The 24,423-nt window shown below is 70.8% G+C and carries 30 protein-coding genes; 23 read left to right on the top strand and 7 right to left on the bottom strand.

Translation table 11 applies throughout. The annotated features are described in order from the left end of the window. The first annotated feature begins 66 nt into the window (after positions 1 to 66). Positions 67 to 1,950 carry a bifunctional metallophosphatase/5'-nucleotidase gene (locus PHA84_RS04260; RefSeq protein WP_270886856.1) on the top strand — a complete coding sequence of 628 codons (1,884 nt, stop codon included), beginning with the start codon at positions 67 to 69 and terminating at the stop codon, positions 1,948 to 1,950. Between the two features lie 108 nt (positions 1,951 to 2,058). Here the strand turns inward: PHA84_RS04260 and PHA84_RS04255 are convergent, their stop codons facing one another. Further along, positions 2,059 to 2,748 carry a winged helix-turn-helix transcriptional regulator gene (locus PHA84_RS04255; protein WP_270886855.1) on the bottom strand — a complete coding sequence of 230 codons (690 nt, stop codon included), beginning with the start codon at positions 2,746 to 2,748 and terminating at the stop codon, positions 2,059 to 2,061. Between the two features lie 69 nt (positions 2,749 to 2,817). Here PHA84_RS04255 and PHA84_RS04250 point away from each other — a divergent pair, with 69 nt between their 5' ends. Beyond that, the gene (locus tag PHA84_RS04250) at positions 2,818 to 3,093 is read left to right on the top strand and encodes a MoaD/ThiS family protein (protein WP_270886854.1); all 276 of its coding nucleotides are present in this window, start codon (positions 2,818 to 2,820) and stop codon (positions 3,091 to 3,093) included. Positions 3,094 to 3,109: 16 nt separating this feature from the next. Then, on the top strand, positions 3,110 to 3,958 hold the full coding sequence (locus PHA84_RS04245; protein WP_270886853.1) for a hypothetical protein: 849 nt from the start codon (positions 3,110 to 3,112) through the stop codon (positions 3,956 to 3,958). A 103-nt stretch (positions 3,959 to 4,061) separates the two neighbouring features. Here the strand turns inward: PHA84_RS04245 and PHA84_RS04240 are convergent, their stop codons facing one another. Beyond that, positions 4,062 to 4,433 carry a DsrE family protein gene (locus PHA84_RS04240; RefSeq protein ID WP_270886852.1) on the bottom strand — a complete coding sequence of 124 codons (372 nt, stop codon included), beginning with the start codon at positions 4,431 to 4,433 and terminating at the stop codon, positions 4,062 to 4,064. Positions 4,434 to 4,554: 121 nt separating this feature from the next. Here PHA84_RS04240 and PHA84_RS04235 point away from each other — a divergent pair, with 121 nt between their 5' ends. Genes PHA84_RS04235 through PHA84_RS04225 form a run of 3 tightly spaced genes read left to right on the top strand, consistent with a single transcriptional unit; the run spans position 4,555 to position 6,573 of the window. Then, positions 4,555 to 5,052 (top strand): FABP family protein, encoded by a 498-nt coding sequence (locus PHA84_RS04235; protein ID WP_270886851.1) that lies wholly within the window; start codon positions 4,555 to 4,557, stop codon positions 5,050 to 5,052. A 10-nt stretch (positions 5,053 to 5,062) separates the two neighbouring features. Then, entirely contained in the window at positions 5,063 to 5,644 is a 582-nt protein-coding gene (locus PHA84_RS04230; protein ID WP_270886850.1) for an arsenate reductase/protein-tyrosine-phosphatase family protein, read from the top strand. Continuing rightward, positions 5,644 to 6,573 carry a hypothetical protein gene (locus tag PHA84_RS04225; RefSeq protein WP_270886849.1) on the top strand — a complete coding sequence of 310 codons (930 nt, stop codon included), beginning with the start codon at positions 5,644 to 5,646 and terminating at the stop codon, positions 6,571 to 6,573. The genes PHA84_RS04230 and PHA84_RS04225 overlap by 1 nt, the downstream gene beginning before the upstream one ends. Positions 6,574 to 6,575: 2 nt before the next feature. Here PHA84_RS04225 and PHA84_RS04220 read toward each other — a convergent pair whose 3' ends face one another. Next, a complete protein-coding gene (locus PHA84_RS04220) occupies positions 6,576 to 7,598 on the bottom strand; it encodes an LCP family protein (protein WP_270886848.1) in 1,023 nt (340 codons plus the stop codon). Positions 7,599 to 7,654: 56 nt separating this feature from the next. On the opposite strand from PHA84_RS04220, the gene PHA84_RS04215 reads away from it, so the two are divergent. After that, the gene (locus PHA84_RS04215; RefSeq protein ID WP_270886847.1) at positions 7,655 to 8,071 is read left to right on the top strand and encodes a Fur family transcriptional regulator; all 417 of its coding nucleotides are present in this window, start codon (positions 7,655 to 7,657) and stop codon (positions 8,069 to 8,071) included. Continuing rightward, entirely contained in the window at positions 8,056 to 9,111 is a 1,056-nt protein-coding gene (gene ygfZ, locus PHA84_RS04210) for a CAF17-like 4Fe-4S cluster assembly/insertion protein YgfZ (RefSeq protein WP_270886846.1), read from the top strand. The genes PHA84_RS04215 and ygfZ overlap by 16 nt, the downstream gene beginning before the upstream one ends. A 132-nt stretch (positions 9,112 to 9,243) precedes the next feature. On the opposite strand, the gene PHA84_RS04205 is transcribed toward ygfZ, so the two are convergent. Continuing rightward, positions 9,244 to 10,656, bottom strand: a complete 1,413-nt coding sequence (locus PHA84_RS04205; protein WP_270886845.1) for a polysaccharide biosynthesis tyrosine autokinase — start codon at positions 10,654 to 10,656, stop codon at positions 9,244 to 9,246. A gap of 160 nt (positions 10,657 to 10,816) precedes the next feature. Here PHA84_RS04205 and PHA84_RS04200 point away from each other — a divergent pair, with 160 nt between their 5' ends. The 7 genes from PHA84_RS04200 (at position 10,817) to PHA84_RS04170 (ending at position 15,183) form a co-directional block, all read left to right on the top strand. Continuing rightward, positions 10,817 to 11,668, top strand: coding sequence for a 3-keto-5-aminohexanoate cleavage protein (locus PHA84_RS04200; protein WP_270886844.1), 852 nt, complete (start codon positions 10,817 to 10,819; stop codon positions 11,666 to 11,668). Between the two features lie 118 nt (positions 11,669 to 11,786). Then, positions 11,787 to 12,236 carry a helix-turn-helix domain-containing protein gene (locus PHA84_RS04195; protein ID WP_270886843.1) on the top strand — a complete coding sequence of 150 codons (450 nt, stop codon included), beginning with the start codon at positions 11,787 to 11,789 and terminating at the stop codon, positions 12,234 to 12,236. A 1-nt stretch (position 12,237) separates the two neighbouring features. After that, positions 12,238 to 12,924, top strand: a complete 687-nt coding sequence (locus PHA84_RS04190; RefSeq protein ID WP_270886842.1) for a hypothetical protein — start codon at positions 12,238 to 12,240, stop codon at positions 12,922 to 12,924. Between the two features lie 117 nt (positions 12,925 to 13,041). Then, complete coding sequence (locus tag PHA84_RS04185; RefSeq protein ID WP_270886841.1) at positions 13,042 to 14,022, top strand: asparaginase; 981 nt, start codon at positions 13,042 to 13,044, stop codon at positions 14,020 to 14,022. 6 nt (positions 14,023 to 14,028) lie between these two features. Further along, the gene (gene dtd, locus PHA84_RS04180; RefSeq protein ID WP_270886840.1) at positions 14,029 to 14,454 is read left to right on the top strand and encodes a D-aminoacyl-tRNA deacylase; all 426 of its coding nucleotides are present in this window, start codon (positions 14,029 to 14,031) and stop codon (positions 14,452 to 14,454) included. Positions 14,455 to 14,471: 17 nt separating this feature from the next. Then, a complete protein-coding gene (locus PHA84_RS04175) occupies positions 14,472 to 14,810 on the top strand; it encodes a DUF2516 family protein (RefSeq protein ID WP_270886839.1) in 339 nt (112 codons plus the stop codon). A 4-nt stretch (positions 14,811 to 14,814) separates the two neighbouring features. After that, positions 14,815 to 15,183 (top strand): phosphomannose isomerase type II C-terminal cupin domain, encoded by a 369-nt coding sequence (locus tag PHA84_RS04170; protein WP_270886838.1) that lies wholly within the window; start codon positions 14,815 to 14,817, stop codon positions 15,181 to 15,183. Between the two features lie 93 nt (positions 15,184 to 15,276). Here the strand turns inward: PHA84_RS04170 and PHA84_RS04165 are convergent, their stop codons facing one another. Continuing rightward, on the bottom strand, positions 15,277 to 16,074 hold the full coding sequence (locus PHA84_RS04165) for a class I SAM-dependent methyltransferase (protein ID WP_270886837.1): 798 nt from the start codon (positions 16,072 to 16,074) through the stop codon (positions 15,277 to 15,279). Between the two features lie 38 nt (positions 16,075 to 16,112). Here PHA84_RS04165 and PHA84_RS04160 point away from each other — a divergent pair, with 38 nt between their 5' ends. Genes PHA84_RS04160 through PHA84_RS04145 form a run of 4 tightly spaced genes read left to right on the top strand, consistent with a single transcriptional unit; the run spans position 16,113 to position 19,520 of the window. Further along, positions 16,113 to 16,904 carry a hypothetical protein gene (locus PHA84_RS04160; RefSeq protein ID WP_270886836.1) on the top strand — a complete coding sequence of 264 codons (792 nt, stop codon included), beginning with the start codon at positions 16,113 to 16,115 and terminating at the stop codon, positions 16,902 to 16,904. Between the two features lie 32 nt (positions 16,905 to 16,936). Continuing rightward, positions 16,937 to 18,247, top strand: coding sequence for a D-inositol-3-phosphate glycosyltransferase (mshA, locus tag PHA84_RS04155; protein ID WP_270886835.1), 1,311 nt, complete (start codon positions 16,937 to 16,939; stop codon positions 18,245 to 18,247). Further along, positions 18,244 to 18,753 carry a YbjN domain-containing protein gene (locus PHA84_RS04150; protein ID WP_270886834.1) on the top strand — a complete coding sequence of 170 codons (510 nt, stop codon included), beginning with the start codon at positions 18,244 to 18,246 and terminating at the stop codon, positions 18,751 to 18,753. The genes mshA and PHA84_RS04150 overlap by 4 nt, the downstream gene beginning before the upstream one ends. 32 nt (positions 18,754 to 18,785) lie before the next feature. Continuing rightward, positions 18,786 to 19,520, top strand: coding sequence for a phosphoglyceromutase (locus PHA84_RS04145; protein WP_270886833.1), 735 nt, complete (start codon positions 18,786 to 18,788; stop codon positions 19,518 to 19,520). Between the two features lie 13 nt (positions 19,521 to 19,533). On the opposite strand, the gene phoU is transcribed toward PHA84_RS04145, so the two are convergent. Beyond that, a complete protein-coding gene (phoU, locus tag PHA84_RS04140) occupies positions 19,534 to 20,220 on the bottom strand; it encodes a phosphate signaling complex protein PhoU (RefSeq protein WP_270886832.1) in 687 nt (228 codons plus the stop codon). Positions 20,221 to 20,399: 179 nt separating this feature from the next. Between phoU and PHA84_RS04135 the strand changes: the two genes are divergently transcribed. Together PHA84_RS04135 and PHA84_RS04130 are read left to right on the top strand one after the other, a co-directional pair. Further along, positions 20,400 to 21,713: a sensor histidine kinase gene (locus tag PHA84_RS04135; RefSeq protein WP_270886831.1), complete on the top strand. Its 1,314-nt coding sequence runs from the start codon at positions 20,400 to 20,402 to the stop codon at positions 21,711 to 21,713. Continuing rightward, positions 21,710 to 22,393 carry a response regulator transcription factor gene (locus PHA84_RS04130; RefSeq protein ID WP_270886830.1) on the top strand — a complete coding sequence of 228 codons (684 nt, stop codon included), beginning with the start codon at positions 21,710 to 21,712 and terminating at the stop codon, positions 22,391 to 22,393. Before PHA84_RS04135 ends, PHA84_RS04130 begins: the two co-directional genes overlap by 4 nt. Before the next feature lie 7 nt (positions 22,394 to 22,400). Here the strand turns inward: PHA84_RS04130 and PHA84_RS04125 are convergent, their stop codons facing one another. Further along, positions 22,401 to 23,033 (bottom strand): hypothetical protein, encoded by a 633-nt coding sequence (locus PHA84_RS04125; protein ID WP_270886829.1) that lies wholly within the window; start codon positions 23,031 to 23,033, stop codon positions 22,401 to 22,403. Between the two features lie 196 nt (positions 23,034 to 23,229). Here PHA84_RS04125 and PHA84_RS04120 point away from each other — a divergent pair, with 196 nt between their 5' ends. Both PHA84_RS04120 and ispD read left to right on the top strand, forming a co-directional pair. After that, entirely contained in the window at positions 23,230 to 23,712 is a 483-nt protein-coding gene (locus tag PHA84_RS04120; RefSeq protein ID WP_270886828.1) for a CarD family transcriptional regulator, read from the top strand. Further along, the gene (gene ispD, locus PHA84_RS04115) at positions 23,709 to 24,383 is read left to right on the top strand and encodes a 2-C-methyl-D-erythritol 4-phosphate cytidylyltransferase (protein ID WP_270887113.1); all 675 of its coding nucleotides are present in this window, start codon (positions 23,709 to 23,711) and stop codon (positions 24,381 to 24,383) included. Before PHA84_RS04120 ends, ispD begins: the two co-directional genes overlap by 4 nt. The last annotated feature ends 40 nt before the right edge of the window (positions 24,384 to 24,423 follow it).

The raw sequence follows: 24,423 nt of genomic DNA, 5'->3' as shown, positions 1-24,423 counted from the left end.
GGCATCCACGGTTAGCGTGCGGTGGTCCGGCTACCGCCGGAGCCCCTTCCGCACAAGGACTCACACATGACCTCTCTCTCCACACGGCGGCTGTCCGGCATCGTCGCGGTGGCCGCGCTGGCTGCCGCCGGCACCGCCGTGGCCGGCGGCCCCACCTCGGCGGCACCCGTCGGTCCCACCATGGACATCCAGCTCCTGTCCTTCAACGACTTCCACGGCAACCTTGAGCCGCCGGGCGGCTCGAGCGGACGGGTGCTCCTGTCGGACCGCTACAAGGAGCAGGCGACGACCACCAACGGCAGGACGACCTACTCGGTGGTCCCAGCGGACCAGGTGAACGCGGGCGGCGCGGAGTACCTCGCCACGCATCTGGCGGAGGCTCGCAAGGGCCACCCGTACTCGCTGACGGTTGCCGCGGGCGACATCGTGGGCGCCTCGCCACTGCTTTCGGCAGCGTTCCACGACGAGCCGACGATCGAGTCGATGAACGAGCTCGGTCTCGACGTGACGGCGGTGGGGAACCATGAGTTCGACGAGGGGTACAAGGAGCTCCAGCGGCTCGCCGACGGCGGCTGCCTGCCCGACGGCACCGGCGCCAACAACCAGGACTCCTGCCCGGGCGGCAAGAGCTTCTCAGGCGCCGACTTCCCGATCCTCGCGGCCAACGTCCGGTACAAGGCCACCGGTCAGACGATCCTGCCCGCGACGTGGGTCAAGAACTTCAAGGGTGCCAAGATCGGCTTCATCGGCATGACGCTGAAGGACACGCCCAACATCGTCACGAAGTCCGGCGTCGAGGGGCTGGAGTTCACCGACGAGGTGCAGACCGCCAACGACCTGGTTCCCACCCTTGAGGCCCAGGGCGTCAAGGCGATCGTCGTCCTGCTCCACCAGGGCGCCACGCCGCTGCGCACCGCCAGCTACGCCGGTGGGCCGAACACCAAGCCGGCCTCAGGCCTGGAGAACCGCTACGACTCCGCGTGCCAGGCGGGCGGTGGCCTCAACCCGGACGAGAGCGCCAGCCCGGTGATCTCCATCGCGAAGCGGCTGTCGCCGCAGATCGACATGATCATCTCCGGCCACACCCACCAGCCGTATGTCTGCAACATCCCCGACCCGGCGGGACAGCCCCGTCTGGTGACCTCGGCCAGCTCGTTCGGCCGCCTCTTCACGGAGACGAACCTGACGTACGACCGGCGCACCCAGGACGTCGTCCGCACGTCGGTGGACGCGGCCAACATGGTCGTCACCCGTGATGTCCCGAAGGACACCGCGCAGACCGAGCTCATCGGCACCTACAAGACCCTGATCGCGCCCATCGCGAGCCGGGTCCTCGGCACGATCACGTCCGACATCACGCGCAGCACGAACGCAGGCGGCGAGTCGCCCCTGGGCGACCTCATCGCGGACGCCCAGCTGGCGGACCCCTCGGTGGTGACCGGCGGCCAGACGCCCACGATCGCCTTCATGAACCCCGGCGGCATCCGGGCGGACCTGACGGTCGCGTCCTCGTCGTGGGGCGAGGCGTCTGGGGCGGTGACCTTCGAGGAGGCCTTCACCGTGCAGCCGTTCAACAACTACCTCGTGTCCCTGACCATGACCGGCGCCCAGATCAAGGAGCTGCTGCGCGAGCAGTGGGGTGGTGGGAGCATCGCGTCGCCCAACACCGTGACGAGCTCCAAGATCCTGCAGGTCTCGCAGGGCTTCGCCTACACCTACACCAACGGCACCCTGGGCGAGGTGACCCTCAACGGGGCACCGCTGGTCGACAGCCAGTCCTACCGCGTCGTGACCAACAACTTCCTCGCCGACGGCGGGGACGGCTTCCCGGCCTTCACCCAGGGCGCCGGGAAGTACATCGGCGGTCTGGACATCGACGCCTTCGCGAGCTACCTGGAGGGCCACTCGCCGTACAGTCCCGCACCGCTGACCCGGATCACCAAGAACTGAACCCGGCCCCGGCCCACGCACGGCAAGAGGCGCCCCTCCCGAGCGGGAGGGGCGCCTCTACCCCGTACGGGACAGCCGTTCGGGGAGATCTCACGGGCCCGGCGAGCGTCAGGTGCCTGCCGGGATGTCGTCCGAGGGCACGAACCGGTAGCCGACGTTGCGCACCGTACCGATGAGGACCTCGTGCTCGGAGCCCAGCTTGGCGCGCAGGCGGCGGACATGGACGTCGACCGTCCGGGTGCCGCCGTAGTAGTCGTAGCCCCACACCTCCTGGAGCAGCTGAGCCCGCGTGAACACCCTGCCGGGGTGCTGCGCCAGGTACTTGAGCAGCTCGAACTCCTTGTACGTGAGGTCGAGGAGCCGACCGCGGACGCGCGCCGAGTAGGTGGCCTCGTCGATGGTCACGTCGCCGGAGGTGATCTGGAGGTCCTCGGGCTCCTGCAGCTCCTGCAGCCGCCCGGCGGCGAGACGGAGCCTGGCCTCGACCTCCGCAGGACCGGCCGACTCGAGCAGGACCTCGTCCACCCCCCACTCAGTCGTGATGCCGGCCAGGCCGCCTTCAGTGAGGATGGCGACCAGAGGGACCGACATGCCGGTGGCACGCAGCACCCGGCACAGCGACCGGGCCACGGCGAGGTCGCGCCGAGCATCGAGCAGCACCGCGTCGCACGCCGGCGCGTCGACCAGGGCGGTCGGTTCGGCGGGGATCACCCGGACGTGGTGGGTCAGGAGGCCGAGCGCCGGCAGGACCTCGGCGCTGGGGGCCAGCGCGTTGGTCAGCAGGAGGAGACGGGCCATGCCTGTGAAGGATACGGCGCTAGGGGCCCGCACGACGGGGCGAACACATGATGAGACCCTTGTCCCACCATGGGAGCAGCCGAAATGCCGCAGGACACCGACCGGCCGGTCGTCGCAGTGCGCTACTGGGCGGGAGCCCGAGCGGCTGCCGGGGTGGACCAGGACGAGGTCGCCGGCTGCACGACCGTAGGGGACGCCGTACAGGCGGTAGTCGCTCTTCACCCGTCGCTTGCGACTGTCGTCACGGTGAGCACCCTGCTGCTCGACGGTCGGGTGGCCCGTGGCGACTCGCCACTGGCCAGGGGGGCGGTCGTGGAGGTGCTGCCGCCCTTTGCCGGTGGCTGATGCGAGGATGCGCACTGTGCCCGACGTCCCCGACCAGGTGCCCACCGGCTCCCTCCCGACGACTCGCCGGCATCGCCGGGCCACCCCGCCCGGCGTGCGCACGCTGCCTCGACGAGCACTGACCCCCCGCCCGCTCACCATGGTGGGGACGACGGCGTACGCCGCGCTGGTGGCACTGACCGGTTACGCCAGTCCCGAGCTCGTCGTCGTGGCAGTCGCTCTCGGCGGGTTCGTACTGGCCTGGGGCTGGCCCGTGCTGCTGGGCCTGCCCAGCGCTCGCGCCACGACGGGGGTCCTCGCTGCCGGCACGCTGTTCATGGCCGCGGCGGTGCTGCTCACCCGGGACGACCCCTACCTGCGCTGGCTCCCTGCCGGCATGGCGGTTGCTGTCGTGGTGGCCTTCCTGCACCAGCTCATGCGGCGGGACGGCCGCCCTCGCCTCACTGAGTCGGTCGCCGCCAGCACCTCCGGCTTGGCCATCATCTCGGCCGGCATCGCCCTCGCCGCGATCCCGCACGTGCACGGCGGCGACCATGCCCTTGCGGCCGCCATGGCGGGGCTGGGCGTTGGCGCCCTGGCGGACCCGCTGGTCGGGATCGGACGACTGCGCCCGTGGGCCCTCTTCGTGGCGATGCTGCTCGGCGGGGCCGCCGCGCTGACCGTCGCCCTCGTGGCGCACCATCCTCGAACTGCTCCCGCAGCCCTCCTGGGGCTGTTGACGGCAGCCGTGTCGCATGCCGTGCGGCGGATCCTCGTGGTGCTACCCGCCACGGTCATGCCTCGCGCGCAGCTCGCAGTGGCCGCGGCGTCCTCGATGCTGGTGGGTGTGGTGGCCTACCTCGTCGTGCGCTACTTCGTGGCCTGACCCGCGTGGCCTGACCTGCGTGGCCTGGCCTGCGTGGCCTGGCCTGCGTGGCCTGGCCTGCGTGGCCTGGCCTGCGTGGCCTGACCTGCGCCGGCGGCAGCTGTCAGTAGACGAGTGCTCGGGCGCCCTCGGCCAGGACCTCCTCGACGAATGCTGCCGCGCCGCGGATCACCACGCCGGGCACGAGGTCGGCTTCGGTGAGCTCCCGTCGCGCCGCGCACTGCCCGCAGACCGTGACGTGACCCGCGGCGAGGACGGCGTCCCGCAGATCGCCCAGCGGGGCGGAATGCGGCAGCTCCACCGCCTCCGCGCGACCGGGGACCGCAATCCACGTCGCCTCGCCGGTCAGCCAGAGGCTGACGTCCGCGCCGCTCGCCGCCGCCGTCGCGGCGACCGTGAGGGCCTGGTTGAGCCGTTCGGCGGCCTCTGCGCCGCTCGTGCACTTCACCACCAGCCGGGCTCCGGGGTCGCTCATGTGCCACAGGCTACGATCTGGCCGTGCACGCTTTCTACATCACCCTGCTGGCCCTCACGGCTCTTGCCGTCACCTGGTTCGCCGGGTTCGTCGTGTACCGCCTTGTGAGGACCCCCCGCTGATGCAGTTCACCCTCGACTCGGACCTGCCCCGAGAGCTGGCGCCGCTGGCGTGGCTCATCGGTCGCTGGGAGGGTGCCGGCGTCGTCGGCTACCCGACGATCGAGTCGGCGCACTTCGGGCAGGAGGTCGAGGTGAGCCATGACGGCAGGCCCTTCCTCGAGTGGCACAGCCGCACCTGGCTGTTGGACGACGCGGGACAGAAGGTGCGGCCCCTGGCCACCGAGCTCGGGTTCTGGAGGCCTGTGGAGGGTGGTGAGGTCGAGCTGCTGCTGACCCACCCCACCGGCATCGTCGAGCTCTACTTCGGCAAGGCGGAGCCCGCGAAGGTGGAGCTCCGTACGGACGGGGTGCTGCGGAGCCCGCACGCCAAGGAGTACAACGCCGGGACGCGTCTCTACGGCTTGGTCAACTCGAACCTCCTGTGGGCCATGGACATGGCCGCCGTGGGTCAGTCGCTGCAGAGTCACGTCTCCGCCGAGCTCAAGCGTGTGGCCTGAGGGTCCTGGGATGACCCCTGCGCGGATCCTCACGGTCTGCACCGGCAACGTGTGCCGCTCACCGTTCCTCGAGAGAGCGCTCCAGACGGACCTCGAGCGCTCCTGGGGGGTGGGCGCTGTCGAGGTGAGCAGCGCAGGAACAGGGGCCCTGGCCGGGCACCCGATGGAGGAGCAGGCCCGCGTCCTTCTGGAGGGTCAGGGCTATGCCGCTGACCGCTTCGTCGCGCGGCACCTCACCGCCGCGTCGGTCGCCGAGGCGGATCTCGTGCTGACGGCCACCCGGGCACACCGTGGCAAGGTCGCCATGCTCCATCCCAAGGCCCTGCGCTATGTGTTCGCCTTCCGCGAGTTCGCCGAGCTGGTGTCCGGCGTCCCGCCGGAGCGCCTGAGCGTCCCCGGGGAGTCCGCTCGCGACCACGTCGTGCGCGTCGTGGCGCTGGCGGCCGCCCAACGGGGGGCGCGCGCACCCCTCTCAGACGAAGAGGCCGACATCGTCGACCCGTACGGCCGGGGACCCGACGTCTTCGACAGGATGTCCGCACAGATCATGAGGTCCCTGCCCGCCGTGACCCGCGCCTTGGGGAGAAGCTGATGCCGCGGGTCAGCGAACGCGCCGGCGTCCTGGCTCTAGCCGCCTTTCTCGTGGTCGACGTGCTGCTGGTCGGCTTCGCCGTCAAGAGCACGAGGAACCCCGTCGAAGGGGGTGGCACCACGATCGGCGCTGGGACCTCGGCGCCCGTCGCCGTCTCACGGTCGACGGACCCGTCCAAGAGCCCCTCGAGCGGGTCGCTTGCGGTGGTTCCACTCCAGGTCGGTCTGACGGTGGTGGATGCCGACACGGCGCTCCGGTGGAGCACCGGGTCCTGCAAGGGTGGTGCCCAGCTCAGCCTGAGCCGCAACGGTGGCAGGACGTGGGCGAAACGCCCGGCGCCGTACGACGCCATCGTCCGGGTGCGGGTCCGTCCGGACTCCTCCGCCTTCCTGGTGGGCGCGGACTCGTCCGGAGGCTGCGTGCCGTCGATCCGTCAGGCCGACTCGTACGACGGCGACTTCGGCGACAGCCAGCCCGTCGGCGACGTCTGGTATCGCGACCCGCGCACCAGCACGGACGTCGGGCTCCCCGGTGGCGACAGCGGCAGGCCGTGCGGCAAGGACGACGTCATCGACCTGGCCGTCGTCGACAGTGGCGCCGGAGCCCTCTGCCATGACGGACGCGTCATGGTCAGCAGGAGCGGGGCGTCGTGGAAGGCCTCGGCCACCGTCCCGGGAGCCCTCTCCCTGGCGCTCGACAGCACTGGCCGCAGCCTTCTCGCCCTGCCAGCGGCCGGTTCCTGCACCGGTCTGGCCGTGGTCGACGCGGCCAAGCCGGACTCAGCCCTCGGCTGCGTGCTCGTGGAACCGGCGAAGGTGAAGCCCGGCACCGTGGCTCTGGCCGTCGTCAAGGATGCCGGATGGCTGCTGATCGGCGACTCGACGTACCACTCCGGCGCCGGGCTCGCGGACTGGAAGAAGGCCTCCTGAGGTCACGGCGTGTGGGTGGCGTCCGAGTACGTCGACAGCTCGTCGTTCTGCAGGGCCTCTCCGAGCTGGCGCATCCCGGTCTCGTCCACCACGTCGATCGACCCACCGTTGGGAGCGGTCCCGAAACCGCTGAACGGCGCCGTCACGAAAGCGACGTCCTTGCCGCGCAGGTTTCGCAGCGACAGCGCCTCACGACGCATCTCGGCCACTGAGAAGTCGTCGTCGACGGTGAGGTTCTTCGTGCCCGCGTCCACGAACTCGGCAAGCCGGATCGGGTTGGTGAGAACGTCCCGGCTCAGTGACTTGAGCATCAGGGCCTTGATGAAGGCCTGCTGGCGCCGACCCCGCGAGATGTCGCCTTCGCTGAGGTCCTTCCGCTCCCGCACGAAGGCGAGCGCCTCGGCACCGTCCATGTGCTGGTAGCCCTTGCTGAACGTGTAGTTGGCTCCCGAGCTGGGCTCCTCGACGTACACGTTCACCCCCCCGACAGCATCCGTCATGTTCTTGAACCCCTCGAACCCGACGAGGCAGACATGGTCCACGGGGACGCCGACGAGGTTCTGGAGCGTCTGCACCAGCAGGGGAGAGCCGCCGTACGCGAAGGCGGCGTTGATCTTGTCCTTGCCGTGACCGGGCACGCTGACGTAGAGGTCACGAGGGAAGTGCACCAGGGTCACGGTCTTGCGGTCCGACGCGACGTGCATCAGCACGATGACGTCGGACCTCGCGCCGGCCAGCCCGGCCCGAGCGTCGGAGCCGATGAACAGCAGGTTCTGGGCCTTCTCGGCGCCCGGCTTCTTGGTCGGCGCGGCAGCGCCGCCGCCACCGCCCTGCTCTGGAGTCGGCAGCAGTGCCGCGTGCTTGACGTTCGAGGTGACGGTGTGGTTGAGGAACAGCAGGTACGCCGCGGCGCCTCCCACGACCACGAGCAGCACGAGCGCCACGAGGACGGCCAGGACACGTCGAACCCGCGAGCGTCGGCGAGGCGCAGGGCCGGTCCGGGTGTCTTCAAATTGGTCGAGCACCCGCACAGTGTAGGTGGGCGTCCACGGCCGGACGGCGCACTCCGTACAGTGGAGGGGTGCAGAACGTCGGTGAGCGGCTGCGCGCCCAGGGTCGGCGGATGACCCCACAGCGGCAGCGGGTGCTCGATGCTGTGACTCGGCTGGGCCACGCGACGCCCGACGACGTGGTCGCGCTGGTCGCGGCCGACGGTGGTCCCGCCCTGGCACCGTCAACGGTCTACCGGGCTCTGGAGGCCCTGGAGTCCCTCGAGGTCGTCGGCCACACCCACCTGGACCACCGGGCTCCCAGCTACCACCTCGCCGACCACGCCGACCACATCCACCTCGTCTGCCGCTCCTGCGGCCGGGTCGAGGAGTGCCGCAGGGAGCTCGCCGCGGACTTCGCCGGGAATGTTCTGGCCGTGAACGGCTTTGTTGCTGACGTGACCCACATGGCAGTCCACGGACAGTGCAGCACATGCGCGACGCGATAGAGCTCCCCGCCGCGGCGCCCACGGGTGCCCCCCGTTCACCCCTCCTGGCACGTCACGGCGCCGTCGAGGGAGAGGGGCCCGACGCCGGCGTGGCGGCCCACTACGGCGACCCGCTCCGAGAGCAGCGGCTGGTCTGTGAGGGGCTCGCGGTCGTGGACCTTTCGCACCGGGGCGTGGTCACGGTGAGTGGACCCGACCGTCTCTCGTGGCTGCACTCGGTCACCAGCCAGCTCCTTACCGGGCTGGCTCCTCGCCAGTCGCGGGAGGCCCTCATCCTCAGCCCCAAGGGCCACATCGAGCACGACCTCCACCTGGTCGACGACGGGGCGACGACCTGGGTGACCACTGAGCCGGGAGAGGCCGTGACGCTGGTGGCCTGGCTGGACTCCATGCGGTTCATGCTCCGGGTGGAGGTGGCCGACGTGACGGCTGACTGGGCCGTGGTCGGCGAGCCTTCCGCTGCCGAGTCGCGCGAGGGTGAGCCGCTCGCCTGGCGCGACCCGTGGCCGGATCTCGTCGGGGACACCGCGGCGTATGGTGCCGTGGCGGGTCACCCCGGCCACGACCGCCGGTGGCGGGAGGTGCTCGTCCCTCGGCGAGAGCTGGACGCGACCGTGGGGGACCGCGACCTCGCCGGGACCTGGGCCAGCGAGGCGCTGCGCGTCGCGACGTGGCGCCCGCGGCTCGGCTTCGAGACAGACCACCGCACCATCGCGCACGAGGTCGACTGGCTACGCACCGCCGTACATCTGCACAAGGGGTGCTACCGCGGCCAGGAGACGATCGCCCGGGTGCACAACCTGGGCAGGCCGCCACGACGGCTCGTGTTTCTGCACCTCGACGGCTCGGGCCACACCCTGCCCGACCGCGGCGCCCCGGTGCTGCTGGGGGACCGGCAGGTCGGTCACCTGACGTCGGTGGCTCGCCACTTCCAGGACGGGCCTGTCGGACTGGCCCTGGTGAAGCGGAACACCCCGGTGGAGGTGACGCTGTCCGTCAGCGGCATCAGTGCCAGCCAGGAGACCGTGGTCGCCCCGTGAGGCGAGACCGTGGTCGCTGCTTGAGGCTCGTCGCCGTTCCGGCGAGATAGCCCGGTAGCGCGGGTGGCGGTCCCCGCCGCGTCGTGTGGGTGCCTGGCGGGGTCGCACCGTGGTGCTGTGGCGCTCGCCGGGTCAGACCGTGGCGCTGTGCCGCTCGCGGGTTCGCTCCTTGCGACCCCGGTCCGATGACAGTGGCGCGTAGCCCTCGCCGTAGTAGTAGCTCTCCGCGTTCGCACCGCGCGTCGGGATGCGGTTCACCACCACACCGAGGACGTTCCCGTTCACTGCGGTGAGGGAGGCGAGCGCCCTCGCCAGCTGCTCCTTGTCCACCACACCGCACCCTGCCACCACGACGACGCCTCCGGTGATGGTGCTCAGGACAGTCGCGTCCGTCACCGGCAGGACGGGGGGCGCGTCGATGATGACGTAGTCGAACATCTCCTCGAGGCGGCGGATCGTGCGAGACATCGTCTCGGAGCCGAGCAGCTCGCTCGGGTTGGGTGGGATCTGGCCGGCGCCGAGAACCTGGATGCCGGTGTCGCCGAACGGCTGCAGCACGTCGATCAGCTCCGCCTGGCCGATGAGCACGTTGGTGAGCCCGACCGAGCCCTCCATGCCCATGTAGTCCAGCAGTCGGGGGCGGCGCAGGTCCCCTTCGATGACGCAGACCCGGGCGCCGGCGGCGGCCATGCTGATCGCGAGGTTGGCCGTCGTGGTCGTCTTCCCCTCCCCTGGTACGGAAGAGGTGAACACGATCGACCGCTGGTGGTTGGCCGCGTCCACGAACTGGAGGTTGGTGCGCAAGGCGCGGAACGCCTCGGCCCGCGGTCCGTGCGGGTCGGACTGGACGATGAGCGGCTGCTTGGGGCCCTCGGGGTCGAAGGTGATCCCACCGATCACCGTCTCGTCCGTCGCCTCCTTGACGTCCCGCTCGCTCTTGATCGACGTGTCGAAGGTGTCGCGCAGCAGCGCTACACCGAGCCCCAGCACCAGCCCGAGGACCAGGCCCAGGCCGACGTTACGCACCGGGTTGGGGCTGATGGGAGAGGTGGGGACGGACGGGGGCCGTACGACGGATACCTTCACGGGGCTCGGGGAGTTCTCCGACACCCGCTCGAGGTCGAGGATGCTGGTGGAGAACTGCTTACCGACCGCGCCGGCGATCTTGGCCGCCTGCTGCGGGTCGGCATCGGTCACCAGGACGTCGATGAGCACCGTGTCCAGGGGCACGGTGGCCGTGATCTTGGTGCCAAGCTGGTCGGCCGTGATCGCGAGGCCAAGCTCCTTGACGACCGGCCCCAGAACGGCCGGCGTGGTGATGAGGTCGGCATACGACTTGACCCGCTGCTGGGTGAAGGTGTTGCCCTGCAGCAGCTGGGTGGAGTCCGACCCTCCCGAGGTCGACACGAACAGCTGGGTCCGCGCCTGGTAGGTCTTGGGGCTCCATAGCGTCAGCAGGGCGGCCATGGCGACCATCGCGAGCGTGACGGCGGTGATCGTCCGCCACCGCTTGCGGATCACCCTGTAGTAGTCGTGAAGATCCACGGTCCCGCTTTCACTCTCGCCGGACCCGCCGCAGGGGTTCCGGTCAGCTCAGGCTTGCGTTGAGGCGCCCACAGTCTCCCACACAACCTCTCCCGCCCCCGGAGCCCGCTGGACTCGGCACTGCCGGCCCGAAGAAGCGGGGCACTGCCATGATGACGCCATGCCCTCCCCAGCCGGCACCCTGATCACCGTCGCCCCCACCGGAGCGGAGCTGTCGAAGGCAGGGTTTCCGCAGCTTCCCACCACGTTGGAGGAGCTCGTCGAGACGGCCGTATCGTGCGAGGCTGCCGGCGCCTCGATGATCCATCTGCACCTCCGGGACGCCTCGCACCAGCCCACGCTGGACCAGGGCTTCCTGCGTGCCGCGGTGCAGGCGCTACGCGAGCAGACCTCTCTCGTGGTCCAGCTGTCCACTGGTGGAAGCGTCCACGACCCGCTCGAGCAGCGGCTCACCGTGCTCGACGCCAAGCCGGACTCGTGCTCGCTGACGTGTGGCACGACCAACTTCGGGGCCGACGTCTTCCTCAACCCCTACGGCTTCATGTCGGACCTGTACCGGCAGGCGCAGGAGCGGGAGGTCGTACCGGAGTTCGAGCTGTTCGACCTCGGCCACGTCGCCTCGCTCGCAAGGCTCCTGGACGCGCATGGGCTGCCCTATGGCGGCAAGGTCCACGTCGACTTCGTGACCGGCGTACCCGGGGGTATGCCGGGCACACCGGCAGCGCTGCTGGCGGCGGTCGCAATGCTGCCCACCGAGGTGACGTCGTGGTCGGCGACGGGCATCGGGCGGGCACACCTGCCCATTGCGGCCGCGGCGCTCGCGTCGGGGGGACACCTTCGCGTCGGCATGGAGGACAACATCGTGTTCGCCCGCGGGGTCCCGGTCACCCACAACCGCGAGCTGGTCGCCCGCGCGGCGCACCTGGCCGAGGTGATGCAGCGCCCAGCGCTGTCGACGGAGGAGGCCCGCACCCTGCTCGGAGTCAAGGACCGAGGCCACCGCCGCAGCTGACTGGCGGGTGTCGACGCCTCAGGTCGGCTGTCGGTTGCTGCCTCGGGAGAGTGGGTGTGAGGGGAGACACGCTGCCCTCAGTTTGCATTCTGCTAACTGCAGCAAGCATCATGGTCCGGTGAGCCGGATTCCGTTGGGGCCGCTGAGCGGCAACAGCCTGGGCGACTACCTGCGCGAGCAGCGTCAGTCGGCCCGGTTGTCGCTGCGTCAGCTCTCCGAGCTGGCCGGCATCTCGAACCCCTACCTGTCGCAGATCGAGCGCGGGCTCAAGAAGCCCAGCGCCGAGATCCTGCAGCAGCTCGCGAAGGGGCTCGAGGTCTCCTCGGAGTCCCTGTACGTGCGGGCGGGGATCCTGGACGAGCGGCACGGCCACGAGGCGGAGGCGCCCGACACCCGGGCCGCCATCGCCGCCGACCCGCGTCTCACGGACCGCCAGAAAGCCACGCTGCTCGACGTCTACGACTCCTTCGTCGGCTCGGGGACCAAGCGCTCCGAGGCGAAGGCACGCAGGCGCTCGTCCAGCAAGTCCACCACGACCACCAAAGCCCCTCGCAACCAAGGAGACTGACATGGCACTCGTTGCCGACATCCGCAAGACCGTCACCGACACCACCCCCGTGTTCGCCGCCGTCGGCCTGACCGACCTGGCCGTCGAGAAGGTGCGGGACGCGCGAGTTCGCGCCACCGCCGCTCGCCAGGAGCTCAACCCGACGTCCCTGCAGAACAAGGCGCAGGCCCGGGTGGCCGCAGTCGCCGGACAGGCTCAGGAGCTTCCTGGGCTGGCTCTCAACCGCAGCCTCGAGCTCGCCGGCAGGGCACAGGAGACGTACGAGTCCGTCGCCGCCCGTGGCGAGAAGCTGGTGAAGCGGGTACGCACGCAGAAGTCCACCAAGGACCTGATCTCGCAGGCCGAGACCACCGTCGCCCTCGGCAAGGGCGCAGTCACCACTGTGCGCAAGTCCGCCAGCGAGCTCCAGCGCTCCGCCAAGGCCACCCTCACCACCGGTCGTCGTGAGGCTACGGCCGCCACCGACACGATTGGCGGCTCGCTGGTCGAGGAGACGGCCGAGGCGGCCGTGGCGCTGAAGCAGTCCGCCGCCCGCACGCGTACCGCCGCCAAGCGCACCACGACCACCGCCCGCAAGTCGGCCGCCGCCACGAAGACGGCCACCAAGCGCACCACCACCGGCGCCCGCAAGACTGCTACGGCGACGAAGAGCGCCAGCACGGCTGCCGCGAAGAAGGTCGGCGACTGACCCAGGCCGGCACCCGCGTCCACCCAGCGTCCGGCGGCCCTTCTCGCTTCTGCGAGGAGGGCCGTCGGACTACCCACCGCCGCGCCCTCGTCGTCGCCCGTGGATAGGCTCGGGCGGGTGAGCACGCCCACGACCGACACCGCGGCAGTCCTCGAGCAGGCCCCGGTCCTCGCGCACTACGTGCGTGGTGGCTTCGTGGAGTCGGCGCATCGGGCCTCGGTCGTCGTGACGGGGCCGGACGGCACGTCGAGCCTGGCGCTGGGCTCGGTCGACGACCCCATCTTCCCGCGCTCGTCCAACAAGCCGGTGCAGACCCTGGCGATGGTCCGCGCTGGCCTGCGCATGCCGCCTGCCCATCTGGCACTGGCTTCGGCGAGCCACTCCGGGGAGGGCTTCCACGTGGCAGCCGTGCGCGAGATGCTCGCGTCCTGCGGGCTCGGTGAGGAGGCTCTGCAGAACACGCCCGACTACCCGGTCGACGAAGCGTCCCGGGAGGCGGTGATCCGCGCGGGCGGCACCCGGCTGCCGATCACGCAGAACTGCTCAGGCAAGCATGCGGCCATGCTGGCCACCTGTGTGGTCAACGGCTGGGACGTCGCGACGTACCGTGATCCCTCGCATCCGCTCCAGCAGGCCATCGCGGCCACCCTCGAGGAGCTCACCGGCGACCAGATCGCCGCGACCGCGGTCGATGGCTGCGGGGCGCCCGTGATGGCCGTGACGCTCGCGGGGCTGGCGCGTGCGTTCGGCACGATCGCTTCTGCGCCGGCGGGCACCCAGGAGGCGCAGGTCGCCGATGCCATCCGCGCGAACCCGGAGTACCTCGGCGGGACGGGCCGGGACGTGACAGTCCTCGTGCGGTCCACGCCGGGCCTCATCGCCAAGGACGGCGCCGAGTCGGTGTACGCGGTGGGGCTCGCCGACGGCCGTGGCATCGCGCTGAAGGTGGCAGACGGCTACCCGCGGGCGAAACCGGTGATCCTCGCGGCCGTCCTGCGCCGGCTCGGCGTGGAGTCGTCGGGACTGGCCCAGCTGGAGTGCTCGCCGGTGCTGGGACACGGCGAGCCGGTCGGTGCCATCGTGGCCGTCAACGTCTGAGGAGCCGTGCGCGCCGTCCTGCAGCGGGTGACGCGCGCCTCCGTCGTCGCCGAGGGCGAGACCGTCGGGAGGATCGACCGGCCCGGCCTTCTGGCCCTGGTCGGCGTCACGCATGGCGACGGCCCGGCCGAGGTCGACGCCATGGCCCGCAAGATCAGCGAGCTGCGCATCCTGCGCGACGAGCGTTCGGTGCGGGACGATGGCGCGCCAGTGCTCGTCGTCAGCCAGTTCACCCTGTACGCGGACACCCGCAAGGGCAGGCGCCCGTCCTGGAGCGCGGCGGCACCCGGGACCGTGGCGGAACCTGTGGTGGACGCGCTGGTGACGGCGCTGCGTGCGCGCGGTGTGGAGGTGGCCACGGGTCGGTTCGGCGCCATGATGGAGGTGAGCCTCGTCAATGACGGCCCATTCACCCTAGTCGTGGACGTCTGACCCGTAGGCTGTCCCCCATGTTCAACGTTCTGGGCTCGGCACAGGGGATCGTCATCCTGCTGCTCAGCCTCGCCGCCTTCGCCGCGGAGGTGTTCGCCCTCGTCGACGCTCTGCGGCACCGGCCGGACGCGTTCGTCGCGGCAGGCAAGCGCACCAAGAAGTTCTGGACGCTCGTCACGGGCGTGGGGGCGCTGTTCGGCTTCATCTCGGTGGCGAACTCGACGACCCTGTTCTCCGTCGGCATCATCGCCATTGTGGCGGCCGGCATCTACCTCGCCGACGTCCGTCCGGCGCTGCAGCAGGTCAGCGGGCACGGCGGTCGAGGTTCGCACATGGGCCCGTACGGACCGTGGTGACGGCATGACCCACTCGATGCCCGACCCACGCGAGGACATCTTCGTCGTCGAGCGCCCCTGGGGGCAGTTCCAGCAGTTCGTCTCCAACGAGCGGGTGACCGTCAAGATCATCACCGTCGAGCCGGGTCATCGGCTGTCGCTGCAGACGCATGCTCATCGCGGCGAGTTCTGGCAGGTGCTCGACGTGCCGATCGAGGTCACCGTCGGCGACCGGACGTGGCTGGCGGAGCCGGGCGAGCCGGTCTGGGTGCCGTGCGGAGCCCTGCACCGGATGGCGAACAAGGGTGACGTGGCGGGGCGGCTGCTCGAGGTCGCGTACGGCGACTTCGACGAGGCGGACATCGTCCGGCTCGAGGACGACTACGCCCGCTGACGCCGAGCACTGAGGTCAGGTGCGTGGCCGCACCGCGCCCGTCAGGTGCGTGGCCGCACGGCGCCCGTCAGGTGCGTGGCCGCACGGCGCCCGTCAGGTGCGTGGCCGCACGGCGGACCACGCCACAGTGAGCTCTCCCAGTCGCCATCGTGCCGGCCCGTCGAGCACAGGCCACCCCTCGTCCCGTAGCGACGCGGCCGCGGCGAGGAAGCGTTGCCGCATCCCGAACGTCGAGTGGTGCGCTGCGTGCGCCCACGCCCGGTCCAGCGCCAGCAGAAGGGCGTGCACGGGCTCGCCGGGCACGTTACGGTGGATGAGGGACTTCGGCAGGCGCTCGGCGATGCCGGAGGGGGCCTGCAAGTCTCGCAGGCGCCACGACATCGTCAGGGACAGCGGTCCCGACCGGTCCAGTGCGACCCAGGCACTGCGTCGGCCCAGCTCGTCGCAGGTCCCGTCGACGAGGAGCCCGTCGTCGGTCAGCCGTGCCTGGACCGTCGCCCACGCCTGCGCGACCTGCGACTCCTCGTACTGACGCAGGACGTTGAACGCCCGCACCACGGTGGCCCTGCGGTGCGCGGCGAGTGGCACCTCGAAACCGCCGAGTGCGAACGACAGACCCGGTCGCGCCAACGGTCCAGCCTGCTCGACCCGTGCCGGGTCGATCTCCACGCCGACCACCTCGACGTCGGGCCGCACGCGGCGCAGCCGGTCGTGGAGCTCCACTGCAGTCACTGGTGAGGCGCCGTAGCCAAGGTCGACGACCACCGGTCGGGGCCCCGCACTGCGCAGGCGCCAAGCCTGCGGGCCGGCGAGCCAGCGATCGACCCGCCGCAGCCTGTTCGGGTTGGTCGTCCCACGGGTGATGGTGCCCACCGGACGCTGCCCAGCCACGCGGACAGCCTACGGGCCGCCGCCTCTAGGGTGAGCCTGTGCATCGGATGGCGTGGCGCGAGCGGGACGTCAGCCGCAGCATGGTGGCCCTCGTCGTCTCGCTGGGCGCTCTCGCGCTCCTGGGTCTTTCCACCCAGCTCCCGAGCTGGCTGGGCCGGGACGCCGGCATCGCGGGTGTGGAGCCGGGGCTTCTCCGCGTGGCCCCCGGCGCCACAGGCGTCGCCACGCTTGGGGGTGACGTGTCGGTGTCCCTGTACAGCGACGGCCTGCGGATCCTGCGCGGCAACGACCTGCTCCTGCAGACGGTGATCCGGGGGTCGATGCTCTCCGCGGTGGAGGGTGCAGCCACGGGCCAGGGTGACCAGACGACGGAGGACGTCGCCCGGAGCCTCGACAACGTGACGGTGGACGAGCTGGTCTTCCTGCCGGGCCGGGCGACCTACTTCGGGCACGTCTACGACTCCACCACGTCACTGCCGTTCACGATGCGGGTGGAGCTGGAGGGAACGGTGGTGCGGCTCGGCGCGAACATCAACGGGGCGGACGGGGTGGTGTGGCACCTCGACCGGGAGCCTGCCACGATCGGGATCCGCCCCGCGCTGACGGCGGTCAACCTTCGCAAGTCGGCTGCGTGGCTTGCCTCGGGCAGCCGCGACGGCCAGGCCGCGTTCTCCACGCTGCTGGGGACGGACGTCGGCATCGGGCCGCAGCGGGTGGCCCGCGGCGTCGACCTGCGCTTCCCGGGCCGTACCGACGTGCACGTCTGGTCCGACTCGGGGTACCTGACCGTGTCGTCCCAGGCCCGCCCGCAGCCCAGCCCCTCGTCCTAGCGATCCACCGGCCAGGTGGCAGACTTCCCGGTATGGGCTGCGACCGCATCGACCGTGTCGCCATGCTCAGCGTGCACACGTCGCCGCTGGAGCAGCCGGGAACGGGTGACGCCGGCGGGCTGAACGTCTACGTGGTCGAGGTCGCGCGCCAGCTTGCCAGGCGCGACGTCGAGGTCGAGATCTTCACCCGGACCACCACTGCGGAGCTGCCCGCGACGGTGGAGCTAGCGCCCGGCGTGCTGGTGCGCCATGTGACCGCCGGACCGTACGAGGGACTGGGGAAGCAGGACCTGCCCGGACAGCTCTGCGCCTTCGCGGCCGGAGTGATGCGAACCGGCGCGCATGCCCCCGAGGACCACTACAGCCTGGTCCACTCGCACTACTGGCTCTCCGGGCAGGTGGGCTGGCTCGCAGCCGACCGCTGGCAGGTGCCACTGGTCCACACGATGCACACGATGGCGCGGGTGAAGAACCTCCACCTGGCGCAGGGCGAGACCCGCGAGCCGTCGGGGCGCGAGATCGGCGAGCTCCAGGTGGTGGAGGCGGCGGACCGGCTCATCGCCAACACCCTCGAGGAGCGGCACGAGCTCATCGACCTGTACGACGCGGAGCCCGACAAAGTGGTCGTCGTACCCCCCGGGGTGGACCTGTCCCTGTTCTCGCCCGGAGACCCTCGCGCCGCTCGACAGGCGCTCGGCCTGCCGCCGGAGGCGAAGGTCCTGTTGTTCGTCGGCCGCATCCAGCCGCTCAAAGCCCCAGAGGTCCTCGTGAAGGCGGCAGCGGAGCTGCTCAGGCGCCACCCGGAGTGGAGGCGTCAGCTGGTCGTGGCCGTTCTCGGGGGGCCGTCCGGCTCCGGTCTGGCGCATCCCCGCTGGCTGCACGACCTGGCCCAGGAGCTCGGCATCGCCGACCAGGTGAGGTTCCTCCCACCCGTGCCGCGGGAGGAGCTCGCCCAGTGGTACCGCGCCGCGGACGCCGTGGCAGTCCCATCCCACTCCGAGTCGTTCGGACTCGTCGCCATCGAGGCGCAGGCCTGCGGGACCCCGGTCGTCGCGGCCCGCGTCGGAGGGCTTCCGACGGCCGTGGGGGACGCCGGCATCCTCGTGGACGGTCATGGGGTCGAGCAGTGGGCGGACGCCCTCGAGGACCTGCTCCTCGACCCGCAGCGTCGCGAATGCCTGTCCCGTAAGGCGCGGGGGCACGCCGCCCTCTTCGGTTGGGACCGCACGACGGAGCGGCTCTACGAGGTCTATGTGGAGGCGTGCCGCGCCCGCGCCCGTGCCCTGGACTCCCCCTCGCCGCACGGCTCCCTCACCGGAGTTCCGGCGGCGGTGATCCCGTGAGCCCGGGGGGTGGTCCTGCGACCTCGCTGAGGACGACGGTGGAGGGGTACCTGGCGTCCGCGGAGCTCGAGTGGGAGCCCGGTGCCCGCGACGGCGAGCTGGTCGTGACCCTGCCGGGGGAGAAGAAGCTGCGGACCGTGGCCTCGCTGGTGGCCGGTGGGGACGCGCTGTCGGTCTCAGCCTTCGTCATCCGCAACCCCGACGAGAACCACGAGCAGTTCTACCGCTACCTGCTGCGCAAGAACCTGCGCCTGCCCGGGCTGGCCTACGCCGTCGACGCCTCCGGCGACGTCTACGTGACGGGCCGGGTGCCCGCCGCAGCCGTCGACGCCGCATACCTGGACCAGCTGTTCGGCGTGCTCCTTGAGGCGGCGGACGCCCACTTCAACGAGCTGCTCGCCACCGGCTTCCTCACCAGCATGCAGAGGGAGTGGGACTGGCGCGTCTCCCGCGGCGAGTCCCTGCGCAACCTGGAGGCCTTCCGCCATCTGCTGGATCGCCGCTGAGCGGCGTCGCGCCGCGTGGCTAGGCTGACCGCATGGCCTACACCCTGATCCTCCTCCGGCACGGGCACTCCGACTGGAACGCCAAGAACCTCTTCACGGGCTGGGTCGACGTCGACCTCAACGACCAGGGTCGCGCCGAGGCGGTCGACGGGGGACTGCTGCTCAAGCAGGAGGGGCTGCTGCCCACAGTGGTGCACACCTCCGTGCTGCGTCGCGCCATCAGCACCGCCAACCTGGCCCTCGACGCCGCCGACCGTCACTGGATCCCGGTGCGCCGCAGCTGGCGGCTGAACGAACGGCACTACGGCGCCCTCCAAGGCCTGGACAAGGCAGCGACCCGGGAGAAGTACGGGCACGAGCAGTTCATGCTGTGGCGTCGCTCGTTCGACACCCCACCGCCGCCGATCGAGCGAGGCAGCGACTACGACCAGAGCGGCGACCCCCGTTACGCCGGCGTCGAGGTCCCCCGGACGGAGTGCCTCAAGGACGTCATCGCCCGGATGATGCCGTACTGGGACGGCGCCATCCAGCAGGACCTCGTAGCCGGCGAGACGGTCCTCGTCACGGCGCACGGGAACAGCCTTCGGGCGCTGGTCAAGCACCTGGACGGGATCAGCGACGAGGACATCGCCGGGCTCAACATCCCTACCGGCCAGCCGCTGGTCTACACGCTCGGGGAGGACTTCATGCCTACTCGCCCGGGCGAGTACCTGGACCCAGAGGCAGCCGCGGAAGCAGCGGCCGCGGTGGCGAACCAGGGGCGCTGAGGGCCCGCTCGCCTCAGAGGCCTGAGGCGCGGTCCTCCTGCTCCTCGTGGTCCTCGGCGACGTCCCACTCGCCGGTGACGAGGTACACCACCCGATGGGCCACCGACACGGCGTGGTCGGCGAAGCGCTCGTAGTACCGGCCCACCAGCGTCATGTCGACGGCGGCCTCGGTGCCGTGCTTCCACGTGCCGTCGATGAGATGGCTGAAGAGGGTGCGGTGCAGCTCGTCCATGGCGTCGTCGTCGCGCTCGAGGGTCTTCGCGTCGTCCACGTCCTTGGCGGCGATCACCGAGCCGCACTTGGCGACGATCCGCTCGGCCACCTGGCCCATCTGGAGGATGGTGGCGCGGATGTCGGCAGGGACGGCGGAGTCGGGGTAGCGCAGCCGCGCCACCTTGGCGACGTGCCGGGCGAGGTCGCCCATCCGCTCGAGGTCCGCGCTCATCCGCATCGACGTGACCACCATGCGCAGGTCGGTGGCCACCGGCTGCTGCCGGGCGAGGAGGTCCACCGAGAGGGCGTCGAGGTCCTGCCGTATGCGGTCCAGCTCCTTGTCGGCCTCGATCACCGACTCGGCCAGGCGGATGTCGGCGTCCAGGAGCGCCGTCGTGGCGCGGGACATGGCGGACCCGGCCAGGCGGGTCATCTCCACCAGCTGGTCGGAGATGGCGTCCAGGTCCTCGTGAAAGGCGTCGCGCATTGCTTCCCTATGGGTGTGGGCACGGGTGTGGGCACGGGTGTGCGGCGGTGCGTGCGACCCGAGGCTCCCACGAGGCCGTGAACGGTCGGGTGAGGTCAGGTGAACATCTGGGGACGCGCGTGCAGCGCGGCCCCATGCAGCGCACGGGCAGGGGTGCAGCGCACCGTACATTGAGTGACGTGGATGCGACGAGTGCCACCCTCCTGGCCGGGTTCGCCGGCCTACTGACCGGCGCCTTGGCCGTCATCGCGGTCCGCTACTCCGAGCGGCAGCAGACGAGCGTGCCGGCGGCGCCGCCGGTCAGCGCGCTGCCGGCCGGCGTGGCCGACGTCCTGGCCGTCCTGCGCTCCAGCGGCATCGTGGTGGACTCCGCCGATGCGGTGATCAACAACTCCCCGTCCGCGGTGGCGTACGGGCTGGTGAAGGGCAACGAGCTCGTTCACGCCGAGCTGCGTCACCTCGCCCGGCAGGTCCGCAGGGACGGAGTCATCCGGGAGTCGCAGCTCGAGCTGGCCCGCGGGCCGCTGGGCCAGGGACGCTCCATCATGCAGGCGCGCGTCGCCCCGCTGGGCTCGAGCCACGTGCTCCTGCTCGTGGAGGACCATACCCAGGCGCGACGGGTGGAGGAGGTGCGGCGTGACTTCGTGGCGAACGTCAGCCACGAGCTGAAGACCCCGGTGGGCGGTCTGGGACTGCTGGCCGAGGCGATCCTCGACGCCCGGCACGACCCCGAGGCGGTCGAGCGCTTCGCCGGGCGGATGCAGGTGGAGAGCCACCGGCTCGCCCAGCTGGTGAAGGAGATCGTCGACCTCTCCAGGCTCCAGGTGGCCGACACGCTGCACGAGCCTCGTCTCGTCGACGTCACTGCGGCCGTCCACGAGGCCATCGACTACTCGCGCGTCGGCGCGGACTCCAAGCAGATCGAGATCGCCGAGGCGTGCGCACCGGACCTGAAGGTCTTCGGCGACGAGGACCTCCTGGTGACCGCGGTCCGCAACCTCGTCGGCAACGCCGTCGCCTACTCCGACCCCGGTACTCGCGTGGCGGTCGGCGGGCGCGTGGTCGGCGAGATGGTCGAGATCACCGTGACCGACCAGGGGCAGGGGATCCCCGAGGCGGAGCAGCAGCGGATCTTCGAGCGGTTCTACCGCGTCGACGACGCCCGCTCGCGTGCCACCGGAGGCACCGGCCTGGGCCTGGCCATCGTGAAGCACATCTGCGCGAACCACGGGGGGGACGTCACGGTCTGGAGCGAGGAGGGCCGTGGCTCCAGCTTCACCATCCGGCTTCCCGCCGCCGCCGACCGCAGACACACCGACCCGACCCGCGTCGACCGGACCCGCGTCGACCGGACCCGCGCCGACCGCACCGGCGACGGCCACCCTGCCGCATCCGGCCACGACGCTGCACCCGGCGACGCTGCCGCATCCGACCTCTCATCCGCCCGCCCGACCGACCGGGTCGCGCCCCACCGAGGAGAGCCAGCCGCATGACCCGAATCCTGGTGGTCGAGGACGAGGTCTCGTTCTCTGACCCGCTGTCGTACCTGCTGCGCAAAGAGGGGTACGAGGTCGCGGTGGCCGAGACCGGACCTGACGCCCTCGACGACTTCGACCGTGCCGGTGCGGACCTGGTGCTCCTCGACCTGATGCTTCCGGGACTCTCCGGGACCGAGGTCTGCCGGGCACTGCGCCAGCGCTCAAGCGTCCCGGTCATCATGCTCACTGCCAAGGACAGCGAGATCGACAAGGTCGTCGGGCTGGAGATCGGCGCGGACGACTACGTCACCAAGCCCTACTCCTCGCGTGAGCTGCTGGCTCGGATCAAGGCCGTCCTGCGACGGCTGTCCGAGCCGGAGGACCTGCTCCCGACCACGCTCGAGGCGGGCCCGGTGAGGATGGACGTGGAGCGCCATATTGTCACGGTCGCCGGCGCGCCCACCCCGCTGCCGCTGAAGGAGTTCGAGCTCCTCGAGATGCTGCTGCGCAACACCGGGCGGGTGCTGACGCGCATGCAGCTCATCGACCGGGTGTGGGGCAGCGACTATGTCGGCGACACCAAGACCCTCGACGTCCACGTCAAGCGGCTGCGGGCCAAGATCGAGCCGGACCCCGCTGAGCCGCGTCACATCGTGACGGTGCGTGGCCTCGGCTACAAGTTCGAGAGCGGCTGAGCGCCGGTCAGGGGGTCGTCGTGGTCGTCGCCGACGGTGTCGCCGTGCTAGTCGGTGTGGCCGTGCTGGTCGGTGTGGCCGTGCTGGTCGCCGAGGTGCCGCCCGAGCTGCTCGTGGAGGACGTGGACGTGCTGCTCCCCGAGGAGGTGGCGCCCAGCGTCGAATAGTACCCGCTCGGTGGCAGGACCGGCACCGTCACCACAGCAGCGGGGGCGGTCGGCGACTGCACGGTCAGGGTCACCACGTCGCCGGGGGCGGCCGGCACGCTGGGCAGCTGGACCTGCGTCGACCCCGACAGCGACTGCACCGAGTGCGCGGGGGCCTCGGTGAAGACGGGCTGCGCGTTGGGCAGTGCGAAGGCGACCCGCTGGGCGTCGTTGCCCTTGTTGCTGATCGCGCCGGTCAGGACTCCGGGCTTGTCCTTGCCACTCGTGACCACGACGAGGTCGCGGAGCTGGACCTGGCCCAGGTCGACCGGCACCCCGTCCGCTGGGTTGTAGGTGCGCTGCGTCTGCACCACCGACTGCGTCTGGCAGGCACCGAGGGCGAGCGCGGCCAGGCCCAGGCAGACGGGCAGCAGTCGGCGCAAGGGCGTGGTGCGGCCCGTCGAGCGGGCGGCCAGGGGGGTTCGGCGGATCACGACCGACAGCCTACCTGGGCCGTTGTGGCGGCGCGCACCCGTGCGCGTTGCATGGCGGACGGCATTCTGTCAAGACCGCATTACTGCTCCCACAGCGCATTTATGGCGCTCTGACCTGCGCAAATGCAATGTTCGCCGCTTTCCGAGAATCGGCGTGCCGTGATATTCTGTAGGTCGCGAAAGGGGAAAACAGCACATGGTTTTCAAGGTCGGCGAGACGGTCGTGTACCCCCACCACGGGGCTGCACTCATCGAAGAGATCAACACCCGCACAATCAAGGGTGAGGAGAAGATCTACCTCAAGCTCAAGGTCGCCCAGGGTGATCTGACGATCGAGGTCCCTGCAGACAACTGCGAGGACATCGGCGTGCGGGACGTCGTCGGACAGGATGGCCTGGACAAGGTCTTCTCCGTTCTTCGTGCCCCCCACACGGAGGAGCCCACCAACTGGTCGCGCCGGTACAAGGCGAACCTCGAGAAGCTCGCGTCCGGCGACGTCATCAAGGTAGCCGAGGTCGTCCGTGACCTGTGGCGCCGTGACAAGGACCGCGGGCTCTCCGCCGGGGAGAAGCGCATGCTCGCCAAGGCGCGCCAGATCCTCGTCTCCGAGCTTGCGCTCGCTGAGAAGACCAACGAGGACAAGGCCGAGGCCATTCTCGACGAGGTCCTCGCCTCCTGAGCGTCGCTGTCGTCCTCGTCGCGGGCGGACAGGGACGCAGGCTCGGAGCCGCTGAACCCAAGGCGTTCGTGATGGTCGGCGGCGCCACCCTGCTCGAGCACGCCCTGCGGCGAGTGCTGACGGCCTCCGAGGTTTCGCACGTCGTCATCGTCGCGCCCGCCTCCCACCTCGAGGAGGCGGGCGCGATCACGTCCCGAAGTGCTCGACCGGCCGACGTCGACGTGGTGGCCGGTGGGTCTGAGCGCAGCGCCTCCGTCGCGGCCGGGCTCGCGGCCCTTCGCAGGGACGACGGCATCGTTCTGGTGCACGACGCGGCACGAGCGCTTGCCCCGGCGGAGCTGGTCTCCCGGCTCGTGCACGAGGTGCGGTCCGGTCATCCGGCGGTGGTGCCGGGGCTGCCCGTGACAGACACCATCAAGCAGGTGGACGCTGACGGGGTCGTCGTGGCCACCCCGGACCGCGCTGCGCTGCGCGCAGTCCAGACTCCTCAGGCCTTCCTGCGCGAGGTGCTTCAGCATGCTCATGCCTCCGGCGCCGAGGCCACGGACGACGCCGCGCTCGTGGAGGCAGCCGGCGGCCATGTCCGCGTGGTGCCGGGCGACGCCCTCGCCTTCAAGGTCACGACCCCGGACGACCTGGCGCTGGTGGAGCGTCACCTCACTCAGGGCTGAGGTCAGCGCGGGCGAGGTCAGCGACGGCTGAGGTCACCCG

This window comes from Pedococcus sp. 5OH_020 (assembly GCF_027812955.1).
Lineage (GTDB): Bacteria > Actinomycetota > Actinomycetes > Actinomycetales > Dermatophilaceae > Pedococcus.
This window is presented reverse-complemented; position numbering and strand designations above follow the sequence as displayed.